Source organism: Chromohalobacter marismortui (assembly GCF_004364315.1).
Lineage (GTDB): Bacteria > Pseudomonadota > Gammaproteobacteria > Pseudomonadales > Halomonadaceae > Chromohalobacter > Chromohalobacter marismortui.
In genome coordinates this window covers 488,569-504,652 of sequence record NZ_SOBR01000004.1, presented here as the reverse complement: position 1 = coordinate 504,652, position 16,084 = coordinate 488,569, and the positions used below count along the sequence as shown (strand labels likewise).

Sequence of the window (16,084 nt, the reverse complement as noted above, 5' to 3'; positions counted from 1 at the left end):
ACCGGTATATCGCCCGCTTTTTCTTACGCAACCGCTAACACCTTGCGCTCGCATCCCTCAGGTACGCGGATCCTGCCATTCCAGCGACTTCAACTCGTCGTTGAGTGGTGTGCCGGCGATGTGATTGGTGTAGTTGGACAGCGTCTTGAGACTGACGGCGATGACCAGTTCGAGTACCTGCTGTTTTTCGAAACCGGCTTCCAGAAACGCGTTCACCTCGGCGTCATCGGCCCAGCCCCGTGCCTCGACGAGATGCTTGGCGAAGCGCGACACAGCGTTGAGTTTCGGGTCATCGGGGTTTTGCAGCTCGCGCAGCTTCGCGATATCGCCCTCCGGCACCTTGGCTGCTTTCGCCCCACCGGTATGCGCCGCCACGCAGAAACTGCAGCCGTTGACGGAGCTGATGGCGAGTAGCGCGACCTGCTGCTGCGCCGCCGTCAGACTGGTCCGTGAATAGATGCCATCCAGCGTCTGATACGCCTCCAGGAGAGTCGGGGCTTCCGCCATCTTGGCGAACAGGTTGGGCAAAAACCCCATCTGTTTTTGCGTGCTTTCCAGGCGATCCTTGGCTTCCTGGGGCGCGCTGTCGATCGTGTGCAGTGTGAAGTCCGTCATGTAGCTCTCCTCGTGAGGTCGTATGTCACTCACTAGGGTAGTCCCCATCGAGTGCAAGGAATGCTACGCCACGTCTCCAATTCATGTCGCAGCGTACATCATCAGGCCGAAATCGCTGCGAATCACGGCCATGCATGCTTGAGTGATGGGGCCTTTTACCTGACAGCGGAACATACACATGATCCTGGTATTCGATATCAACGAGACGCTGCTCGATACCGCAGCATTGACGCCACTCTTCGAGAAGATATTTGGCAATGCAGCCGTGCGCGGCGAGTGGTTCCTGACTCTGGAAGAGGCATGGATGACGACCACGCTTGCCGGCCGCTACCTTCCCTTCGGGTTGCTCGCGAAAAGTGCCTTGCGGCAAACCGGTTTGCGTCATGGTGTCGACATTAGCGACGACCACCAGCGCCAGCTCCTCGACATACTCGTCACCTTGCCACCGCACCCCGATACAGCGCCTGCCCTCATCAAGCTTCGCGCTGCAGGCTATCAATTGACCGCTCTGACCAACGGCACTCTCGACGCCGTGCAGTGTCAGCTGGAACAGGCCGGATTGCGGGACCTTTTCGACGTCGTGCTAAGCGTCGATTCCATAGAGACCTACAAGCCAAGCCCAAAGGCGTACCAATATGTTGCCGATCACTGGCAGGTATCACCGCGTGAGCTGGTCATGATCGCGGCTCATGGCTGGGACCTTATCGGCGCCGCCAGCGCGGGGTGCATGACAGGTTTCATCGCTCGCCCCGGAAAAGTGATCGACACGCAACTCTTCGAGCCCGACTGGCACGCCGACTCGCTCACGACGCTGAGTCAGCAACTGATGGCAGACGTTAAAGCGTAAAGCCCGACCGAACGAGTGAAGCGGCATGTAAGGTGTAGAGACACCACACGACTGAACAAGAGTACTTCCTCAATTCTTGTCTATTCCTGGAGACGACAATGATCGACGTCATGGTAGCGTATCCCAACCAGAATGATCTTACCTTCGATGACCAGTACTACCTGGAAAAACATGTTCCTCTTGTCGAAGACAACCTAGGCGAACACGGCCTGCGTTATGTACGGATTCATCGCGGTACCGATGCCGCGTCTCCCTACCACTTGATGACTCATCTGGGATTCGATTCGGCGGAGGCTTTCGAGTCGGCTTTTGATGCCGTTGGCCAAATACTCATGAACGATGTGCCCCACTTCACCAATGTGGAACCGGTGTTGCAGGTCAGCGAGGTGGTCACTCCGTCGCGTGCGTCTTGAGACGTGAGGGCGGCACGCCCCTGATCCGCTTGTAGGCCTTGCGAAAGGTGGATTCCGAGCGATAGCCGCTGGCCAGCATGGCCCCCACGATGCTCTCGCCGTTGGCGAGGGCCTGGTCCGCCAATATCATGCGTAGCCGTCCTTGATAGCGCACCACGGTCATGCCCACGACGCGATGGAAACGTTCACTGAAACTCGAACGGGAAAGCCCCACGGCACGGGCCAGTTCGTGCAGCGTCCAGTCGCATCGCGGGTCTTCATGCAACAGCTTGAGTGCCCGGCTAACCGGGGTATCCAGAAACGCCATCAAATGACGCTGATCGAGCAGCCGCGTCTCCAGGCAGTGGCGCAGCATCAGGATCAACAGGGCATTGGCCAAGGCATTCGTCACCGGGGCGTGTCCGGGCGCATCGCCGTTGGACAACTCCTCGGCAAAGGCTTCGACCGCATGTTGAAACGTTTGCCCACGCGCCTGTCGGGGAATACGCACGATACGCGGCAACGCACCGAACCAGGCCGGGGGGACATCATGCACGAAGCGAAAATGACCACAGATCAATCCCACGCCGGGTCGCGAACTGCGTAGCGGTACCACCTGCGTCGGCGTGTCGGTAGACACGCCCTGGGGTGTCAGTTGGTGCGGCGCATCACCGGGGAAAAACGCCAGATCGCCAGCCTGCAAATGCTCCTCGCCCCCGTCATGCCAGGCAAGACGACACTGCCCCTCGGTCACCAGATGAAAGCTCGGGGCAACGGCATGTTCATGCGACAGCAGCCAATCGCCGCATTGCTTGGCGACATGGTAAAAATCGCTCCCCATGAAGATGGGTTTCAGGAGGGCGGTCAGGGGATCCTGGGCAACGTCTCCTCGCGTTTCGCGGTGTGTCATCGCGAATCGCCCCCCACATCGAAGGGCATCGCCGTGGTCTGATGTTCCAGGACGCGTCCTGCATCGTGCAGCAATTGAAACTGCTTATTGCATTGCTTGCAGGCCCCGCACATGGCCAGGTGAAATTTCAGCGCCATTTTTTCCTGAATGCCCAACGACACATCCAGACGCTTCGACATGAGACGCGTGGCCTCCCGGCACATCAGCATTTTCATGAGTCGGCCTCCGTCAGCCAGCCTTTTTCCAGACACGCACGCAACAACAGGCGGCCGCGATGCAGGATGACCCAGCAGTTGTTTTCCTTGATACCGGCCTCTTCGCAGATCTGGCGCGTGGAAAGCCCCATGAGTTCGCGCATGGTGAAGATCCGGGCGATATTCTCGGGTAGCGCGATCATGCAGCTATCGAACACCTGCCAGAACCGCTCGCTGGCAAGCGTGCTCTCGGGATCACCCCAGGATCTGGGTCGAGCCATGTCTTGCCATCGCCCCGTTGCCTGAAATTGATTTTCCACGGCCGCCTCGACGCCGTCATCCTCCCAGGATTGCCACTTTCCGCGACGCTTCTGGGCACGCAGTGCATCGAGAATCTTGTTTTTCAGGATGCCGAAGACCCAGGTCTCGTAACCGGATTTGCCTGCAAAGTGGGCATCCTTCTCGACGGCGGTGATCAAGGCTTCCTGTACGACATCGTCCGCCTCGGAGGCATCACGCAATTGCAGACGCGCGAAGGCAAGTAGTCGCGGCCTTACCGCCGCCAGGCGACGTTGACGCGCATCGAGAGAGTCCGCGTCATGTGCTGAGTCGGGGCTTGCTGACATGGTGTTTTTCCCAATCGATGACCATCGCTCAGCATGGCAACAAAACACGCCGACCTCCACTCGATAAGACCCGCATTCATGTCGCAGCGTTCAACATGCGCCAGCGCTCGAGATCACGCGGGGTGTCGAGGTCCCACACCGTACCGGGGCAGGCTACGCGAAGGCCCAGCTCGCGTGCCCGGGCGAGCGTCTGCGCCGCCACCTCGCTGCCACCCCAGGCCATGTCCGTGAACAGCTCTGCGGGGAGACGATGGCCCCCGATCAATGCATAACCACCGTCCTCGGCAGGCAGCATCACCAGATCGTGGTCGTCCAGCGCTCGCGCGCAGCGCGCCAATAGCGCCTGCGTCAACACCGGGCAGTCGCTGCCGATCAGCAACGCCGGGCCGCGCTGGGCGGACAAGGCGGTGTGCATTCGCTGCCCGAGATCCCCCGACGGCTGGGCGTGCAGCGCGATGCCATGTCGCGCCGCCAACGCTTCAAGCAGCGGATGGCGCGGCGCCAGCCCCGCCCACAGCTGTACCCGTGCGGCGGGAAAGGCCTGGCGGGCCACCTCGAGCGTGCATTCGAGCAGCATGACATGCACGTCCCGCGCCTGCTCGGCATCGAGTGCCGGCATCAGCCGGGTCTTGACCTTGCCGGGGATCGGCGCCTTGGCGAACACCAGCAGCGCCACCTCGGCACCGGCGCTCATCGCGTCAGCGGGCATCGGTGTACTCCCCCGCCAGGGTCCAGGGCGATACACCGCACCAGTAGCGCAGGCGCAGCCACCACATCGTGACGATGGTGCGTAACGGGCCGTGCTGCTGCCAGCGCCGCGCGGACGTGGTCACCCGTTGGGCGAGGCAAGCCGGGGCGGACAGACGACGCAGGCGCCGGCTGATTTCGATGTCTTCCATCAGCGGCTGGTCGGGGAAACCGCCGACGCGTTCGAACGCGTCGCGGGCCATGAAGATTGCCTGGTCCCCCGTGGCGATGCCGGTGAGGCGCGAGCGCCGGTTCATGCTCCAGCCGACCAGCCCCGCCAGCGCGAACCCGCGCTCGATCTCGACGTCGAAGCGCCCCCAGCACGTCGGCCCCTTCAGTGCTGTGTCGATCAACCGGTCGGCGCAACCGGGCAGGCGCGTGTCGGCATGCACGAAGACCAGGCCGTCGCCGCGACTTTCCCGACCGCCGTGGTTCATCTGTCGGGCTCGACCGCGCGCACTGACCAGCACCCGATCCGCCAGGGGACGCGCTAGCGCGACGGTGTCGTCGTCGCTGCCGCCGTCGACGACCACGATCTCGACGCCGCGGTCCCTCAACGGCAACAAGGCGGTCAGGCAGACCTGGATCGTCGCGGCTTCGTTCACCACCGGCACGATCACGCTCAACCATGGCGTTGTCAGGCTTTCTTGTGCCATGACCTCGCTCATGCGGACGGTGACACGGCAAATCGATGCTTCAAATGCTCGACGATATCGCTGGACTCATACAGCCAGGTGGTCGTCCCGTCTTCGTCGATCCGCAGGCACGGCACGGTCTGTTTGCCGCCGCCGGCCACCAGTTGCGCTCTGGCGGCGGGATCTTTGTGGATGTCATGCATCGTGATATCGACACGCAGCGTGGTCAGGGCACGCCTGACCTTCCAGCAGAAAGGGCATCCCTCGAAATGGTAGAGGGCCAGCTTGCGCGCTTCGCGATCGGCCTCTTCCTGGGCTTGTGGAGAGCGCTCAGGCATGTCGTTATCCCCCCACAACCGCCGTATCATTGTCAGCATGCTGCTATCTCCTCTGGTTCACCCGGGGCAATTCGGAGGCGTCGGCGAGTCGGAGAAGCCGACGCCGTAATACCAGGCGGTGGCATTGCCGCCCGCGTTATCGCCATCGCTCATCAGCGCCACGCCGTCGATCTCGCTCACGTCCTCGCCGAACAGCGCCTGGTAATCGGCGCTCACGTCGCGGACCTGCGCCCGCCAGTCGCCGACCGCTGACTGCTCCCCCTGAAGGGCCAGCAGCATCGCCCGGTCGGTGAAGGCATTCGGCCAGCGCGCCCCGATGGGTTGATTGGAGGACCATACGTAGTTTACCGATTGCACCTGCCACGGCAGCAGGCCCGTCTTGCGCGCCACGTAGAGCCGGGCGGGATAGTCGTCGCCGGCCTGGGTGCGTTCCTCGAGCCCCGCATAACGCGTATCCACCTTCCAGCACCAGTGCAGATAAGGGGTCTCGCTCAGATCGACCTCGCGCTCCAGGTACTTGGCGGACGCCTGACCCCGCGCGTTCGCCTCGAGCACCTCGACGCCATTGTCACGGACCACCGTGTAACGCGTCTGTCCCTCGAAGGCACGCGTCTCCCAGGCGGCCATTTCCTGAGCGGAAAACGCGATCTCGTCGGCCGGAGCGCCTGTCGAGAGCACCAATCCCCCCAAGGCCAGCGCCCGCCCCATCCAGCGATGCGTCGTCATGCACGTTCCTCCTTATCGGTGGGTCCCATAACGGTGTCTCGTTCGGTCAACCTCAGGATACGCCCGCCCGCCGCCTGGGCGTCGGCTTCATCATGGGTCACCATCAGCGTGGGCAGGCGGTGATCGCGCACGCGTTCGAAGACCCAGTGGCGGATCTCGCCGCGCCGCTCGGCATCCAGCTTGGAGAACGGCTCGTCGAGCAGCATCGCGCGCGGCTTCGACAACAGCACCCGCAACAGCGCGACTCGCGCCTTCTGACCACCGGACAGTGTTGCCGGATCGCGCCCCGCGAACGCCTCCAGCCCCACCGATGACAGGGCGTCATGGATTCGCGCACGGCGTTGCCGACGGGTGCCTTCGCGCACCATGCCGAAGGCCAGGTTGCCGGCCACATCGAGATGCGGAAACAACAGCGGGTCCTGAAAGAGCAGCCCCACATGACGCTGCTCGGCGGGCAGCGTATCGATACGCGTCGCGTCGAGCAGCACGCACCCTTGTGCCTCGAACGCCGGGCTCAAAAACCCCGCGATGAACGCCAGCAAGGTGGACTTGCCAACGCCTGAGGGCCCCATGACGGTGAGCACCTCACCGGGGGCGACCGTGGTGTCCAGGCTCAGCAGGCGATGCTGGCCCTGGTGAATGACGATGTCATCGAGCCTCAATGACGCCATGGCATGCCTCCTTTCGTCAGTCGGTGCCTGGCAGCAGATCGCGCCGCCGTCGAAACACATAACGCGGCACCAGCATCGCCAGCATGAAGCCCAGCGCCGGCAGCAACAGTTGCAGCAGGGCATAAATGGCGGTCAGCCGCCGGTCTCCACCGCTCGCCAGGCTCACCGCCTCGGTGGTCACCGTGACCACGCGTCCGGCGCCCAGCAAAATGGTGGGCAGGTACTGGCCGATGCTCACCGCGAAGCCCACCGCCGCCGCGGTCAGCAGCGGCGTCAGCAACAACGGCAGGCGCACACGCCAGAAGACCCGCCAGGGCCCGGCGCCGAGACTGCGGGCCTGCTGGCTCCAGCGCGGGTCCAGGCGTCGATAGCTTTCCGCCAGCGACAGGAAGACGTAAGGCAGCACGAACACCGCATGCCCGATGATGACCGCGCCCAGGCCGGGCCGAACGCCCATTTGCGCCTGCATCATGACCAGCCCGAACAGAAACGCCACCGAGGGCACCAGCAGCGGCAGGTACAGGATCAGTTGCGCCCAGGGGCGCATCGGCCGGCGACGCTGGGTCTCCGACTCCAGCGCGCCCAGCACCAGCACCACGGACACCAGGGTCGCGGCGAGCGCGACGCCGAGCGACTGCCACACCGGGGCGACCAGATCATCGGCCGCGTTCAGCCAGTTGTGCGCGATCGGCGGCCACGGCAGAAACGCCGGGAACGGCCAGTATCCGGCCACCGACCACAGCGCCAGCCCCGCCAGCGCGGCCATCATCAGGCCCAGCACGGTGCGCATGGCCAGCCAGGCCATGCCGGCCAGCCAGCGGTCGCCGCACTGGCGCCGTCCGTCCCGGCACCAACCCCGGCTGACGCGCGCCACCAACCGCTCCAGCGTCCACCAGATCAACAACGCCGTCAGCGTCAGCAGCAGCTGCAGCATCGCCCCCGCCGAGGCCATGAAGCGCATCGACAGCGTCGGGTCGTTGAGCCAGCCGACCACCGCCACCGCCAGCGGCGGCGGTGTCGTGGGCCCCAGGATCATGGCCACGTCCACCGTCGAGGTGGCAAAGGCGATCACCGCGTAGAGGGGCAACCGCAACAAGGGATAAAGTCCAGGCATGACACCCTTGAGAAAGGCCGTCAGCGGACGATACCCCAGGCTGCGCGCCACGCTCAGGCGCTCGCGCGCCTGGCACTGCACCAGGGCGGCCAGGCTCATCAGCAGCAGGAAGGGCACCTCCTTGACGACCAGCCCCAGGATCAACGACAGCCCCCAGGCATCGCCGGGAAAGGCATAATCCGGTGGGTAGGCCCACCCGGTCGCCCACGGGGAAAGGCCACGCACCACCCACCCCGACGGGGCCAGCAGGAACGCCAGGCCGATCGCCGCCGCCGCGTGGGGTACCGCCAGCAGCGGCGACAACCAGCGCTGAATGCGACGATACAGCGGCGTGTGCAGGAAACTGCCCAGAAACAGCACCACCAGCCCCAGCGACAGCGCCGCGCTGACCAGCCCGGTCACCAGGCTGAGTCGTGCCATGTCGACGATCCCCGGCACCGCGAAGAGCTGCCGCCAGGGCGCCAGGGTCAGGCGTTCTCCACCGAGTACCGGCAGCCAGCCGAAGGCCGGCGCCAGCGCCCCCAGCACACCGGCGACCACCGGCACGCTGAGCAAGGCGATGGTCAGCCAGGGCAGGACACCGACGACGAGCCGATAGGCCACGCCCGCTGTCATTGCGCGCCGTAACGCTGCCGCCAAGCCTCCTCGAGCGGCGCGATCCAGGAGGGATGGGGTTCACGCAGCGTCTCGCCCAGGGAGGACGGCGGCAGGCTTTCGGCGGCCCGCCCATCGCGGGCGAACGCTTCGCGCTGCTCGGGGCTCAGGCGCGACATGTCCAGCACCGTGGCATCGCCCCACAACGAGAGGTCCTGCTTGCGGGCCTGGGCCTCGGGCGAGAGCAGGAAGTTGGCGACCGTCAAGGCGCCGGCCTTGTGCTGGGCATTGAAGGGAATGGCGACGAAATGCACGTTGCCCAGCGTACCGTCGTCAAGAATGTAACTGCGCGTGGTCGGTGGCAGTTGATAATCGAGCACCGCGGCGGCCGGCGCGGAGGGGGTAAAGGTGAACGCCAGGCTCAACGCCCCGTCGCCCATCAGCTGACGCATCCGAGGCCCACCCGCGGGGAAGCGCTCACCCTCGCGCCACAGATAAGGATGCAAGCGGTCCAGGTAGGCCCAAAGCGGCGCGGTGACGGACTCGAAATCGGCCTCGCCGACCGGCGCGTAAAGCGCCTCGCGGTGCTCGGTCAACGCCAGCAGCGCCTGCTTGAGGAAGGTCGTGCCCAGAAAGGCCGGCGGCTGCGGATACGTGAAGCGCCCAGGGTGCGCCTTGGCCCAATCGAGCAATGCAGGAATGCTGCGCGGCGGTTCGTCGACACGCGCACTGTCGTAATAGAAGGTGATCTGCGCACGTCCCCAGGGCGCTTCGTAGCCCTCGACCGGCAGGGTGAAGTCCTCGCGCACCTCGGGGTTCTGGTTGGGCGCGGTCAGCGGGAAGTGGGGCAGTTGCTCGGCCCAGGGGCCATAGAGCAGGTCATTTTCCTTCATGGTGGCGAAGTTCTCGCCGTTGAGCCAGATCAGGTCGACCGCGCCACGGTCCTCGTTACCCGCCGCTTTCTCGGCCACCACGCGGGTCACCGCTGCAGCGGTATCGCTGACCTTGACGTGCTCGAGATCGATGCCATAACGCTCGTCGACCTCCTCGGCCACCCAATCGATATAGGCATTGGTACGCGGATCACCGCCCCACGCATTCCAGTACACCGTCTGCCCCCGAGCGGCCGCGGTCACCGAGTCCCAATCGGACAACTCGTAAGCCTGGCCCATGGTCGGCAACAGCGACAACACCGCCACCAGCACGCCTCGCGAAAACGTCATGTCTCTCTCCCTCGATTGATCACCGCCTTGGTCGTGACACGGCAATATTCCTTACACAGCACGCCGCCGATTCTCCAGCCGACACGCCCTCTCCGTCCACCGGCTCCCTTTGCAGCCGGTACGCAGCGGGAATTCTGTAAGGATACCCGCCCAGGCACGACTCAAGGGGTATCACAACATCAATACGGGGATAGGGACATGACCAGCGTATCATCACGCGCACACCATGGCAGGCCCATGCGATGTGGCGGTTCTGAGCCGTCGAGACGCGTCGCCACACCAGCAGGATGGCTACCCAGCACCTGCCTCCCCAGCGATGAGGATTTCGCTGCGCCATTTGACGAAACAGGCCGGTGAGCCCAGCCTTCATGCCGACCCCAACGAGCCATCGTTCCCTATGACTGCATCCACCGACGAGACACGACACGCCAAGGCACTCTGCGACGCCGTGCGCGCGCACCTCGCGTCCCGGGGCGAAACCGGCATCGATCTGCAGCCCATGCCCGATACCGGCCTCGCCCACGACCATATCTGGATCCACCGCCGACACGGCCCGGACTGGGTCGCCCGTCTGCCCAAGCAGAGCCAGATGCAGCTCGGCGTCGAGGACAATCTGGACTTCCAGGCACACTGCTATCGACGCGCCAGCGAGAGTGGTCACACGCCAACGCTTCACGGACGACTGCCCAGCGACGCGACACTGCCGCGCGGCGGTTTGCTGGTCACCGCCATCCATGGGCGTCCGGCCCGTCTTCCCGAGGACCTTCCCGCCATCGCCGAGGCACTCGCCGCCATCCATCGGCTGCCTTTGCCCGCAGCGGCGACGCGCCCGCCACTGGCCAGTGCGGCCTCGCCCTGGCAAGCCATGCGCGAGGAGATCATGGCGCAGGCACAGCATCTCGATATGCTGCCTGCCACATTGCTCGACCGCGAAGCGCGCCGCCACATCGATGCGGCACTCGCCTCGCTGGACGGCAACGACGCTGCGGCCGCCGGCATCGATACCCGGCGTTGCCTGATCAGCTTCGACGCGCATCCCGGCAACTTCTTGATCACGCCCGAGGGGAAAGCCGTGCTGGTGGACCTGGAAAAATGCCGCTACAGCCATCCCGGCTTCGACCTGGCCCACGCCTCGCTGTATACCTCGACCACCTGGGACCCCGCCAGCCACGCGGTGCTCGAGCCCGATACGGTGATTCAGTTCTATCGCCAATGGCAGGCCCGGCTCGGAACGGACGATCCGCTGGCCGATGAGGCGGCATTGCTCGCCGCGCGTCGTGCCATGTGGTTGTGGTCGATCACCTGGTGCGCCAAGTGGTGGCATTTGCACCGCCGTGAGCGCGACGCGCTCGCCCGAGGCGAGGACTGGTCAACGGCGCTGAGCGATCCAAGATTGATCGCCCATGTCGCCGATCGAGTCACGCATTACCTCTCGACGCCGAGCGTCATGCGCGTCAACGATGAGTTTTGCCATCTGCAACGCCATTTCGCCGCCGGAACGGTATGAGCCACCGGGTCGGAGAACGCAGCGGACGCTCAGTCAATCTCCACCCAATCGCCCACCGCGACCTCGAGGCACGCAGGCTGCCGCGCGAGCCAGTCGGCCAGCGTCAGACGGTCGTCCGGCGAGGGCTCGGCACCCTTGCGCGGCAGGATGAAGACATCCAGCCGATCCGCATCGACCCCGCCGCCCATGATCAGACCGCGCGCTTCGAGCTCTTCCTCCAGGGCTTCCAGCAGGTATCCCACGACTTCCGACGCCCCCTGCAATCGACATGAGAGCGTAAATCCGAGCACCGCGACGGCCCCCTGTTCCCGCACACCCCCTCCACCTTGCATACCCGACATAGCCTTTTCTCCATGACGTCCATCCTGGTGGTGCCAATGGTCCGGCCCTGCACAAGTATCGCGAGCACGTTGACCCGACGATGCGGCTGGGCAACACGACCCCTAGATTCTCATCGGCAAGCATAAGGGAAAACTTAAACGCCAGCGGACATGGGGAGGGCGAGAGAACGATGATTCGAGGGACATGACGGCCGCCAGCGGACTAACACAAGCCACTGACGGCTCAGTCGTCTTATGACGAGGCGGCGGGCTGCTGCAACGCCTCGCGCTTTTCCAGCCAGCGGCCGGTGGCGAAGATCGCGATGCCCAGCAGAGCCAGCGAGGCGCCGACCAGCCCGGTGGAGGACCACGCCAGGCCCATCTTGATCGTGACGCCGGCCAGCCAGGCGCCCAGAGCATTGGCCATGTTGAAAGCGGCATGATTGAGCGAGGCGGCCATGGTCTGGGCATCCTCGGCGACATCCATCAATCGGGTCTGCATCGCCGGGGCGACGGCCATGCTGGTGCCCACCAGCGCCACGAACAACAGCCCCGTCCAGACCGTGTTGGCAGCGAAGTAGAAGCCGCCCTGCACGCAGGCGACCCACAGCAGGATGATCGGAATCCCGCGCAGCAGATTCCAGTCGGCGATGCGCGCGCCCGCGAAATTGCCGAGGATGGTGCCCACCCCGAAGATAGCCAGCACCAACGGCCCCAGCGACGCCGCCATGCCCGCCTGCTGAGTCAGCGTGGGCATGACATAACTGAACACCGCAAACATGCCGCCACACCCGAAACACGCCACGCCCAGCGTGAACAGCACGCGCGGCTTGATCATCGCGGTCATCTCACGCTTGGGGCTGGCCTGACGGTCGGCAGGCTGATACGGCACCCACAGACGCACCATCAGCGCCGTCAGCAAGGCGATACCGGCCACGCCCGCAAAGGCCGCCTGCCAGCCGATCATATTGCCTACCCAAGTCGCCAGCGGCGCCCCGATCAGGATCGCCACGGTCAGCCCGGTCATGACGCGCGCCACCGCCCGAGCGCGTTGCTCGACGGGTACCGCCGCCGCCGCGACCAGCGCCGCAACGCCGAAATAGGCGCCATGCGGCAGACCGGCGATGAAGCGCAGCCCGACGAAGGTACCGAAATGCGGCGCCATGATGCTGGCGACATTGCCGAGGGCGAACAACAGCATCAGCCCGATCAATAACCCCCGCTTGGGCAGACGTGCCGCCAACGCCGAGATGATCGGCGCACCGACGACGACGCCGAGCGCGTAACTGCTGATGGCATAACCGACATCGGGAATGGCCACTTGCAGGTCCTCGGCGACACGACTCATCAATCCCATGATGACGAATTCACCGGTACCGATACCGAAACCACCCAGCGCCAGGGCCAATTCCGCCAGGCGTGGGTGCGCGGCGCCGCCGGAAGGCGTCGACGCGTCTGTGGATGCGTGCATGTCGTTTCCCTGTTGTGAGTGCCGAGGTGATCGGCGCATTATCGCTCACTTAGACTTAAGTCTAAACATAAGCGCTGCATCATGACGTGGCCCGTCACCGCCATCAATGCAGGAAGACACGCCGTGGCACGCATGAACTGATAGGATCGAGACATCATCGCCCATGGAGCCAACGCCATGCCCGAGCTGATTCGTCGCCCTTTCGTCTTTCTGCGCCACGGCCAGAGCACCAGCAACTTGAGCCGTCGGATCGCCGGCCAGCGCGATGTTCCCCTCACCGCGCAGGGCGAGCGCGAGGCGCGCCAGGCAGCGCGGCTGCTCGGTGATATCGCCTGGCCGCTGATCGTCGCCAGTCCTCTGGAGCGCGCCCGACGCACGGCCGAACTGGCCACCGGACGCGCCCCGCACTGCCTGATCGGTGGGCTCAAGGAGCGCCATTGGGGCGAGCACGAAGAGCAGCCCATCCCCGAGACGATGCCTTATCTGATCTCGCCCGAGGGCGGCGAAAGCTGGGCGGATTTCGTCACCCGCATCGTCGCCACGCTCAATGCGCTGCTCGTCGAGCACGAGACGCCGCTGGTCGTCGGCCATTCCGGACTGATTCGGGTGATCCGTTACCTCGACAGCGGCACGCCGGAAGGCCCGCGCACCGATAACGCTATGCCGCAATGGGTAGCGCCACGGGGGACACGCGGCTGGGAGGTGCGCCCCTTGCACGAGTCAGACGTGGCGCACTTGCCGCGCCTGTCGACGACGACCTGACGCCAGCGCATCAGTCGCGTCCGGCATTGACGGTCCAGGCCAGGGTTTCACCAGCCTTGAAGGGCTTCAAGGTCTCGCCATGGCCGTCGATGCGCTCGGGCATGGTCGTCGGCTGGCGCACGAGCTCTATCTCCTCATCGTTGAGCGGTAAATCATAGAAGCGCGGTCCGTTCTCCGCACAGAAGGCCGCGAAGTGCTCGAGCGCGCCTTCCTCCTCGAACACCTCCGCGTAGACCGAGAGCGCGGCCTGGGCGTTGAAGACCCCGGCACAGCCGCAACGGGTCTCCTTGGCGGCGACCACGTGCGGTGCCGAGTCGGTCCCCAGAAAGAACCGCGGGTGCCCGCTGGCCACCGCTGCGCGCAGCGCCCGCTGGTGCTCGGCCCGCTTGAGGATCGGCAGACAGTACAGATGCGGGCGAATACCGCCCACCAGCATGTCATTGCGATTGTGGGCCAGATGCTGCGGCGTCAGCGTCGCGGCCAGGTTGGCATCGCCCTCCAGGACATACTGCGCCGCATCGCCGGTGGTAATGTGCTCGAAAACGACCTTGAGCGCCGGGAAATGCTCGCGCAGCGGTGTCATCACCTCGTCGATGAAGGCCTTCTCGCGATCGAAGATATCGATCTCGCCGCGCGTGACTTCGCCATGCACCAGCAGCGGCATGCCGATGCGCTGCATCGTCTCGAGCAGCGGGTAGATGTCCTGGATACGCTTGACGCCATGCTGCGAGTTGGTGGTGGCATTGGCCGGGTACAGCTTGGCCGCCGTCAGCAAGCCGCTGGCGTGCCCTGCCTCCAGCGTCTCGGCGCTGACGCTCTCGTTGAGATAGCAAGTCATCAGCGGCGTGAAGTCATGCCCCGACGGCAACGCCTCGAGGATCCGCCTGCGATACGCCTCGGCGGCGTCCAGCGTGGTGATCGGCGGCATCAGGTTGGGCATCACGATGGCGCGCCCATAGACCCGACTGGTGGCGGGCAGCACCAGGCGCATCACGTCACCATCGCGCAGATGGAGATGCCAGTCGTCGGGGCGGCGAAGGCGAAGGCGGGTGGGGGACTCGGACATGCTGGGACTCCTGGGCGCTGACGTGAAAAACGCTTAACGCACCGCCGTCGCGGCACGCTGACGCTGCAATGATACCAAAGCCACGCCCGCCAGCGCGGCCACGCCGATGGCGAATCCCACCCCGGTGGCTTGCAAGCCGACGAGCCGCGCCATCAGGCCGATGCCCACCACGGGAATCGAGATCGCCACATAGACGATGACGAAGAAGGTCGAGGTCACCGCGCCACGCTGATTCAACGGGCAGGCCGCCGCCACCGCACCCAGTCCGGCGCGAAAGGCGATACCTTGACCCAGGCCGACGATCAGCGCCCCCAGCAGGAAGCCCCAGAGCGTCGCCCATGCCAATCCGGCTCCCACCAGTAATGCCCCCACGATCACCACGGCACATCCCAGCGGCAAGCGGTGCGCCTCGGGCAGACGCCCCTGCACGAGTTGCCCCAGCGTCGAGGCGAAGAACACGCAGCCCGCCACCAGACCGATCGCCAGCAGGTTCGAATACCCCAGCACCTGGCTCATGAACGCCGGGGCGGTGGCGGTGAAGAACCCCAGCACCGCGAAACCAGCGAAGCCCGCGATCACCGCCGGCATGAACACGCCGCGCACCTCGGGGGGCACCTTCAGACGCTGGATCCGCAGGCGAACCCGAGGCGGTCGGGTCACGGTCTCCGCCGCCATGGCGACGCCCAGCACGGCGATCGCCAATAGCCCCAGATGCACGGCATAGGCCAGATGCAACGGCCACGCGGCGTATTCTCCCAAGGCGCCCGCGACCACCGGCCCCAAGCCCAGCCCCCCCATGTTGGCGGCGGTCGCGACGAAGGTCGCCGTGCGCTTCCAGGCCTCGGGCGCCAGCTCAACCACGGCCACCGTCGCCGTGCCGGTGAAAATACCGGCCGAGATGCCTGACAGCACGCGCCCCACCAACAGCGTGGAAAGACCGTCGGCCGCCAGGAAGACGACATCGCTAAGCGCCGCTGCCGCCAACCCCGCAAACAACAGCGGACGGCGCCCCAATTGATCCGACCAGCGACCGGTGACCAACAGCGCGGCGATGACCCCCACGGCATAGGCGGCGAAGATCACCGTGATGATGAGCTGCGAGAAGCCGAAGGCCGCCTGATAGCCTGGGTAAAGCGGTGTCGGCAACGTCGTCCCCAGCATGGTCACGAGGAACGCGAAGGCGACCCCGGCGAAGGCCAGGCGCGTCGTCGAGGCACTTGTGGATGACACAGTGGGGGGCATGCAAAAGGTTCCTTGTTCAGCGGGTGACGCATCCTGCGCGATGTCGGCAGAACACAAAGTGTATGCGATAATGCACGTTTCCCC

General features: G+C 65.0%; 19 protein-coding genes. 4 read left to right on the top strand and 15 right to left on the bottom strand.

The annotated features are described in order from the left end of the window. Window positions 1-57: 57 nt before the first annotated feature. Complete coding sequence (locus C8E00_RS11690) at window positions 58-615, bottom strand: carboxymuconolactone decarboxylase family protein (RefSeq protein WP_133697667.1); 558 nt, start codon at window positions 613-615, stop codon at window positions 58-60. Window positions 616-793: 178 nt separating this feature from the next. Between C8E00_RS11690 and C8E00_RS11685 the strand changes: the two genes are divergently transcribed. Both C8E00_RS11685 and C8E00_RS11680 read left to right on the top strand, forming a co-directional pair. Continuing rightward, complete coding sequence (locus C8E00_RS11685) at window positions 794-1,462, top strand: haloacid dehalogenase type II (protein WP_133697666.1); 669 nt, start codon at window positions 794-796, stop codon at window positions 1,460-1,462. A gap of 98 nt (window positions 1,463-1,560) precedes the next feature. Continuing rightward, window positions 1,561-1,875: an EthD family reductase gene (locus C8E00_RS11680; protein ID WP_133697665.1), complete on the top strand. Its 315-nt coding sequence runs from the start codon at window positions 1,561-1,563 to the stop codon at window positions 1,873-1,875. Here C8E00_RS11680 and C8E00_RS11675 read toward each other — a convergent pair. The 10 genes from C8E00_RS11675 to C8E00_RS11630 all read right to left on the bottom strand — a co-directional run bounded on the left by C8E00_RS11675 (window position 1,853) and on the right by C8E00_RS11630 (window position 9,632). Further along, window positions 1,853-2,764 carry an AraC family transcriptional regulator gene (locus C8E00_RS11675; protein ID WP_133697664.1) on the bottom strand — a complete coding sequence of 304 codons (912 nt, stop codon included), beginning with the start codon at window positions 2,762-2,764 and terminating at the stop codon, window positions 1,853-1,855. The two genes, C8E00_RS11680 and C8E00_RS11675, sit on opposite strands and share 23 nt — an antisense overlap. Then, complete coding sequence (locus C8E00_RS11670; protein WP_208291921.1) at window positions 2,761-2,979, bottom strand: zf-HC2 domain-containing protein; 219 nt, start codon at window positions 2,977-2,979, stop codon at window positions 2,761-2,763. The genes C8E00_RS11675 and C8E00_RS11670 overlap by 4 nt, the downstream gene beginning before the upstream one ends. Further along, entirely contained in the window at window positions 2,976-3,584 is a 609-nt protein-coding gene (locus tag C8E00_RS11665; RefSeq protein WP_133697663.1) for a sigma-70 family RNA polymerase sigma factor, read from the bottom strand. Before C8E00_RS11665 ends, C8E00_RS11670 begins: the two co-directional genes overlap by 4 nt. A gap of 76 nt (window positions 3,585-3,660) precedes the next feature. Next, entirely contained in the window at window positions 3,661-4,293 is a 633-nt protein-coding gene (locus C8E00_RS11660) for a TIGR04282 family arsenosugar biosynthesis glycosyltransferase (protein WP_243833182.1), read from the bottom strand. After that, on the bottom strand, window positions 4,283-4,987 hold the full coding sequence (locus C8E00_RS11655) for a TIGR04283 family arsenosugar biosynthesis glycosyltransferase (protein ID WP_243833181.1): 705 nt from the start codon (window positions 4,985-4,987) through the stop codon (window positions 4,283-4,285). The genes C8E00_RS11660 and C8E00_RS11655 overlap by 11 nt, the downstream gene beginning before the upstream one ends. A gap of 8 nt (window positions 4,988-4,995) precedes the next feature. Continuing rightward, a complete protein-coding gene (locus C8E00_RS11650; protein ID WP_133697661.1) occupies window positions 4,996-5,343 on the bottom strand; it encodes a glutaredoxin family protein in 348 nt (115 codons plus the stop codon). Between the two features lie 18 nt (window positions 5,344-5,361). After that, a complete protein-coding gene (locus tag C8E00_RS11645) occupies window positions 5,362-6,030 on the bottom strand; it encodes a DUF3047 domain-containing protein (protein ID WP_133697660.1) in 669 nt (222 codons plus the stop codon). Continuing rightward, window positions 6,027-6,701, bottom strand: a complete 675-nt coding sequence (locus C8E00_RS11640) for an ATP-binding cassette domain-containing protein (RefSeq protein WP_133697659.1) — start codon at window positions 6,699-6,701, stop codon at window positions 6,027-6,029. Before C8E00_RS11640 ends, C8E00_RS11645 begins: the two co-directional genes overlap by 4 nt. Window positions 6,702-6,717: 16 nt before the next feature. Next, on the bottom strand, window positions 6,718-8,418 hold the full coding sequence (locus C8E00_RS11635; RefSeq protein ID WP_341765854.1) for an ABC transporter permease: 1,701 nt from the start codon (window positions 8,416-8,418) through the stop codon (window positions 6,718-6,720). Between the two features lie 8 nt (window positions 8,419-8,426). Beyond that, window positions 8,427-9,632 carry an ABC transporter substrate-binding protein gene (locus C8E00_RS11630; RefSeq protein ID WP_133697657.1) on the bottom strand — a complete coding sequence of 402 codons (1,206 nt, stop codon included), beginning with the start codon at window positions 9,630-9,632 and terminating at the stop codon, window positions 8,427-8,429. Between the two features lie 397 nt (window positions 9,633-10,029). Here C8E00_RS11630 and C8E00_RS11625 point away from each other — a divergent pair, with 397 nt between their 5' ends. Beyond that, the gene (locus tag C8E00_RS11625; RefSeq protein WP_133697656.1) at window positions 10,030-11,139 is read left to right on the top strand and encodes a phosphotransferase; all 1,110 of its coding nucleotides are present in this window, start codon (window positions 10,030-10,032) and stop codon (window positions 11,137-11,139) included. Between the two features lie 29 nt (window positions 11,140-11,168). On the opposite strand, the gene C8E00_RS11620 is transcribed toward C8E00_RS11625, so the two are convergent. Both C8E00_RS11620 and C8E00_RS11615 read right to left on the bottom strand, forming a co-directional pair. Then, window positions 11,169-11,480, bottom strand: coding sequence for a 50S ribosome-binding protein YggL (locus C8E00_RS11620; protein WP_133697655.1), 312 nt, complete (start codon window positions 11,478-11,480; stop codon window positions 11,169-11,171). 232 nt (window positions 11,481-11,712) lie between these two features. Beyond that, window positions 11,713-12,930 carry an MFS transporter gene (locus C8E00_RS11615; protein ID WP_133697654.1) on the bottom strand — a complete coding sequence of 406 codons (1,218 nt, stop codon included), beginning with the start codon at window positions 12,928-12,930 and terminating at the stop codon, window positions 11,713-11,715. Between the two features lie 177 nt (window positions 12,931-13,107). Here C8E00_RS11615 and C8E00_RS11610 point away from each other — a divergent pair, with 177 nt between their 5' ends. Then, complete coding sequence (locus C8E00_RS11610; protein WP_133697653.1) at window positions 13,108-13,692, top strand: histidine phosphatase family protein; 585 nt, start codon at window positions 13,108-13,110, stop codon at window positions 13,690-13,692. 10 nt (window positions 13,693-13,702) lie between these two features. On the opposite strand, the gene pyrC is transcribed toward C8E00_RS11610, so the two are convergent. Beyond that, on the bottom strand, window positions 13,703-14,758 hold the full coding sequence (pyrC, locus tag C8E00_RS11605; protein ID WP_133697652.1) for a dihydroorotase: 1,056 nt from the start codon (window positions 14,756-14,758) through the stop codon (window positions 13,703-13,705). Between the two features lie 33 nt (window positions 14,759-14,791). Beyond that, complete coding sequence (locus tag C8E00_RS11600; RefSeq protein ID WP_133697651.1) at window positions 14,792-16,000, bottom strand: MFS transporter; 1,209 nt, start codon at window positions 15,998-16,000, stop codon at window positions 14,792-14,794. Window positions 16,001-16,084 lie beyond the last annotated feature (84 nt).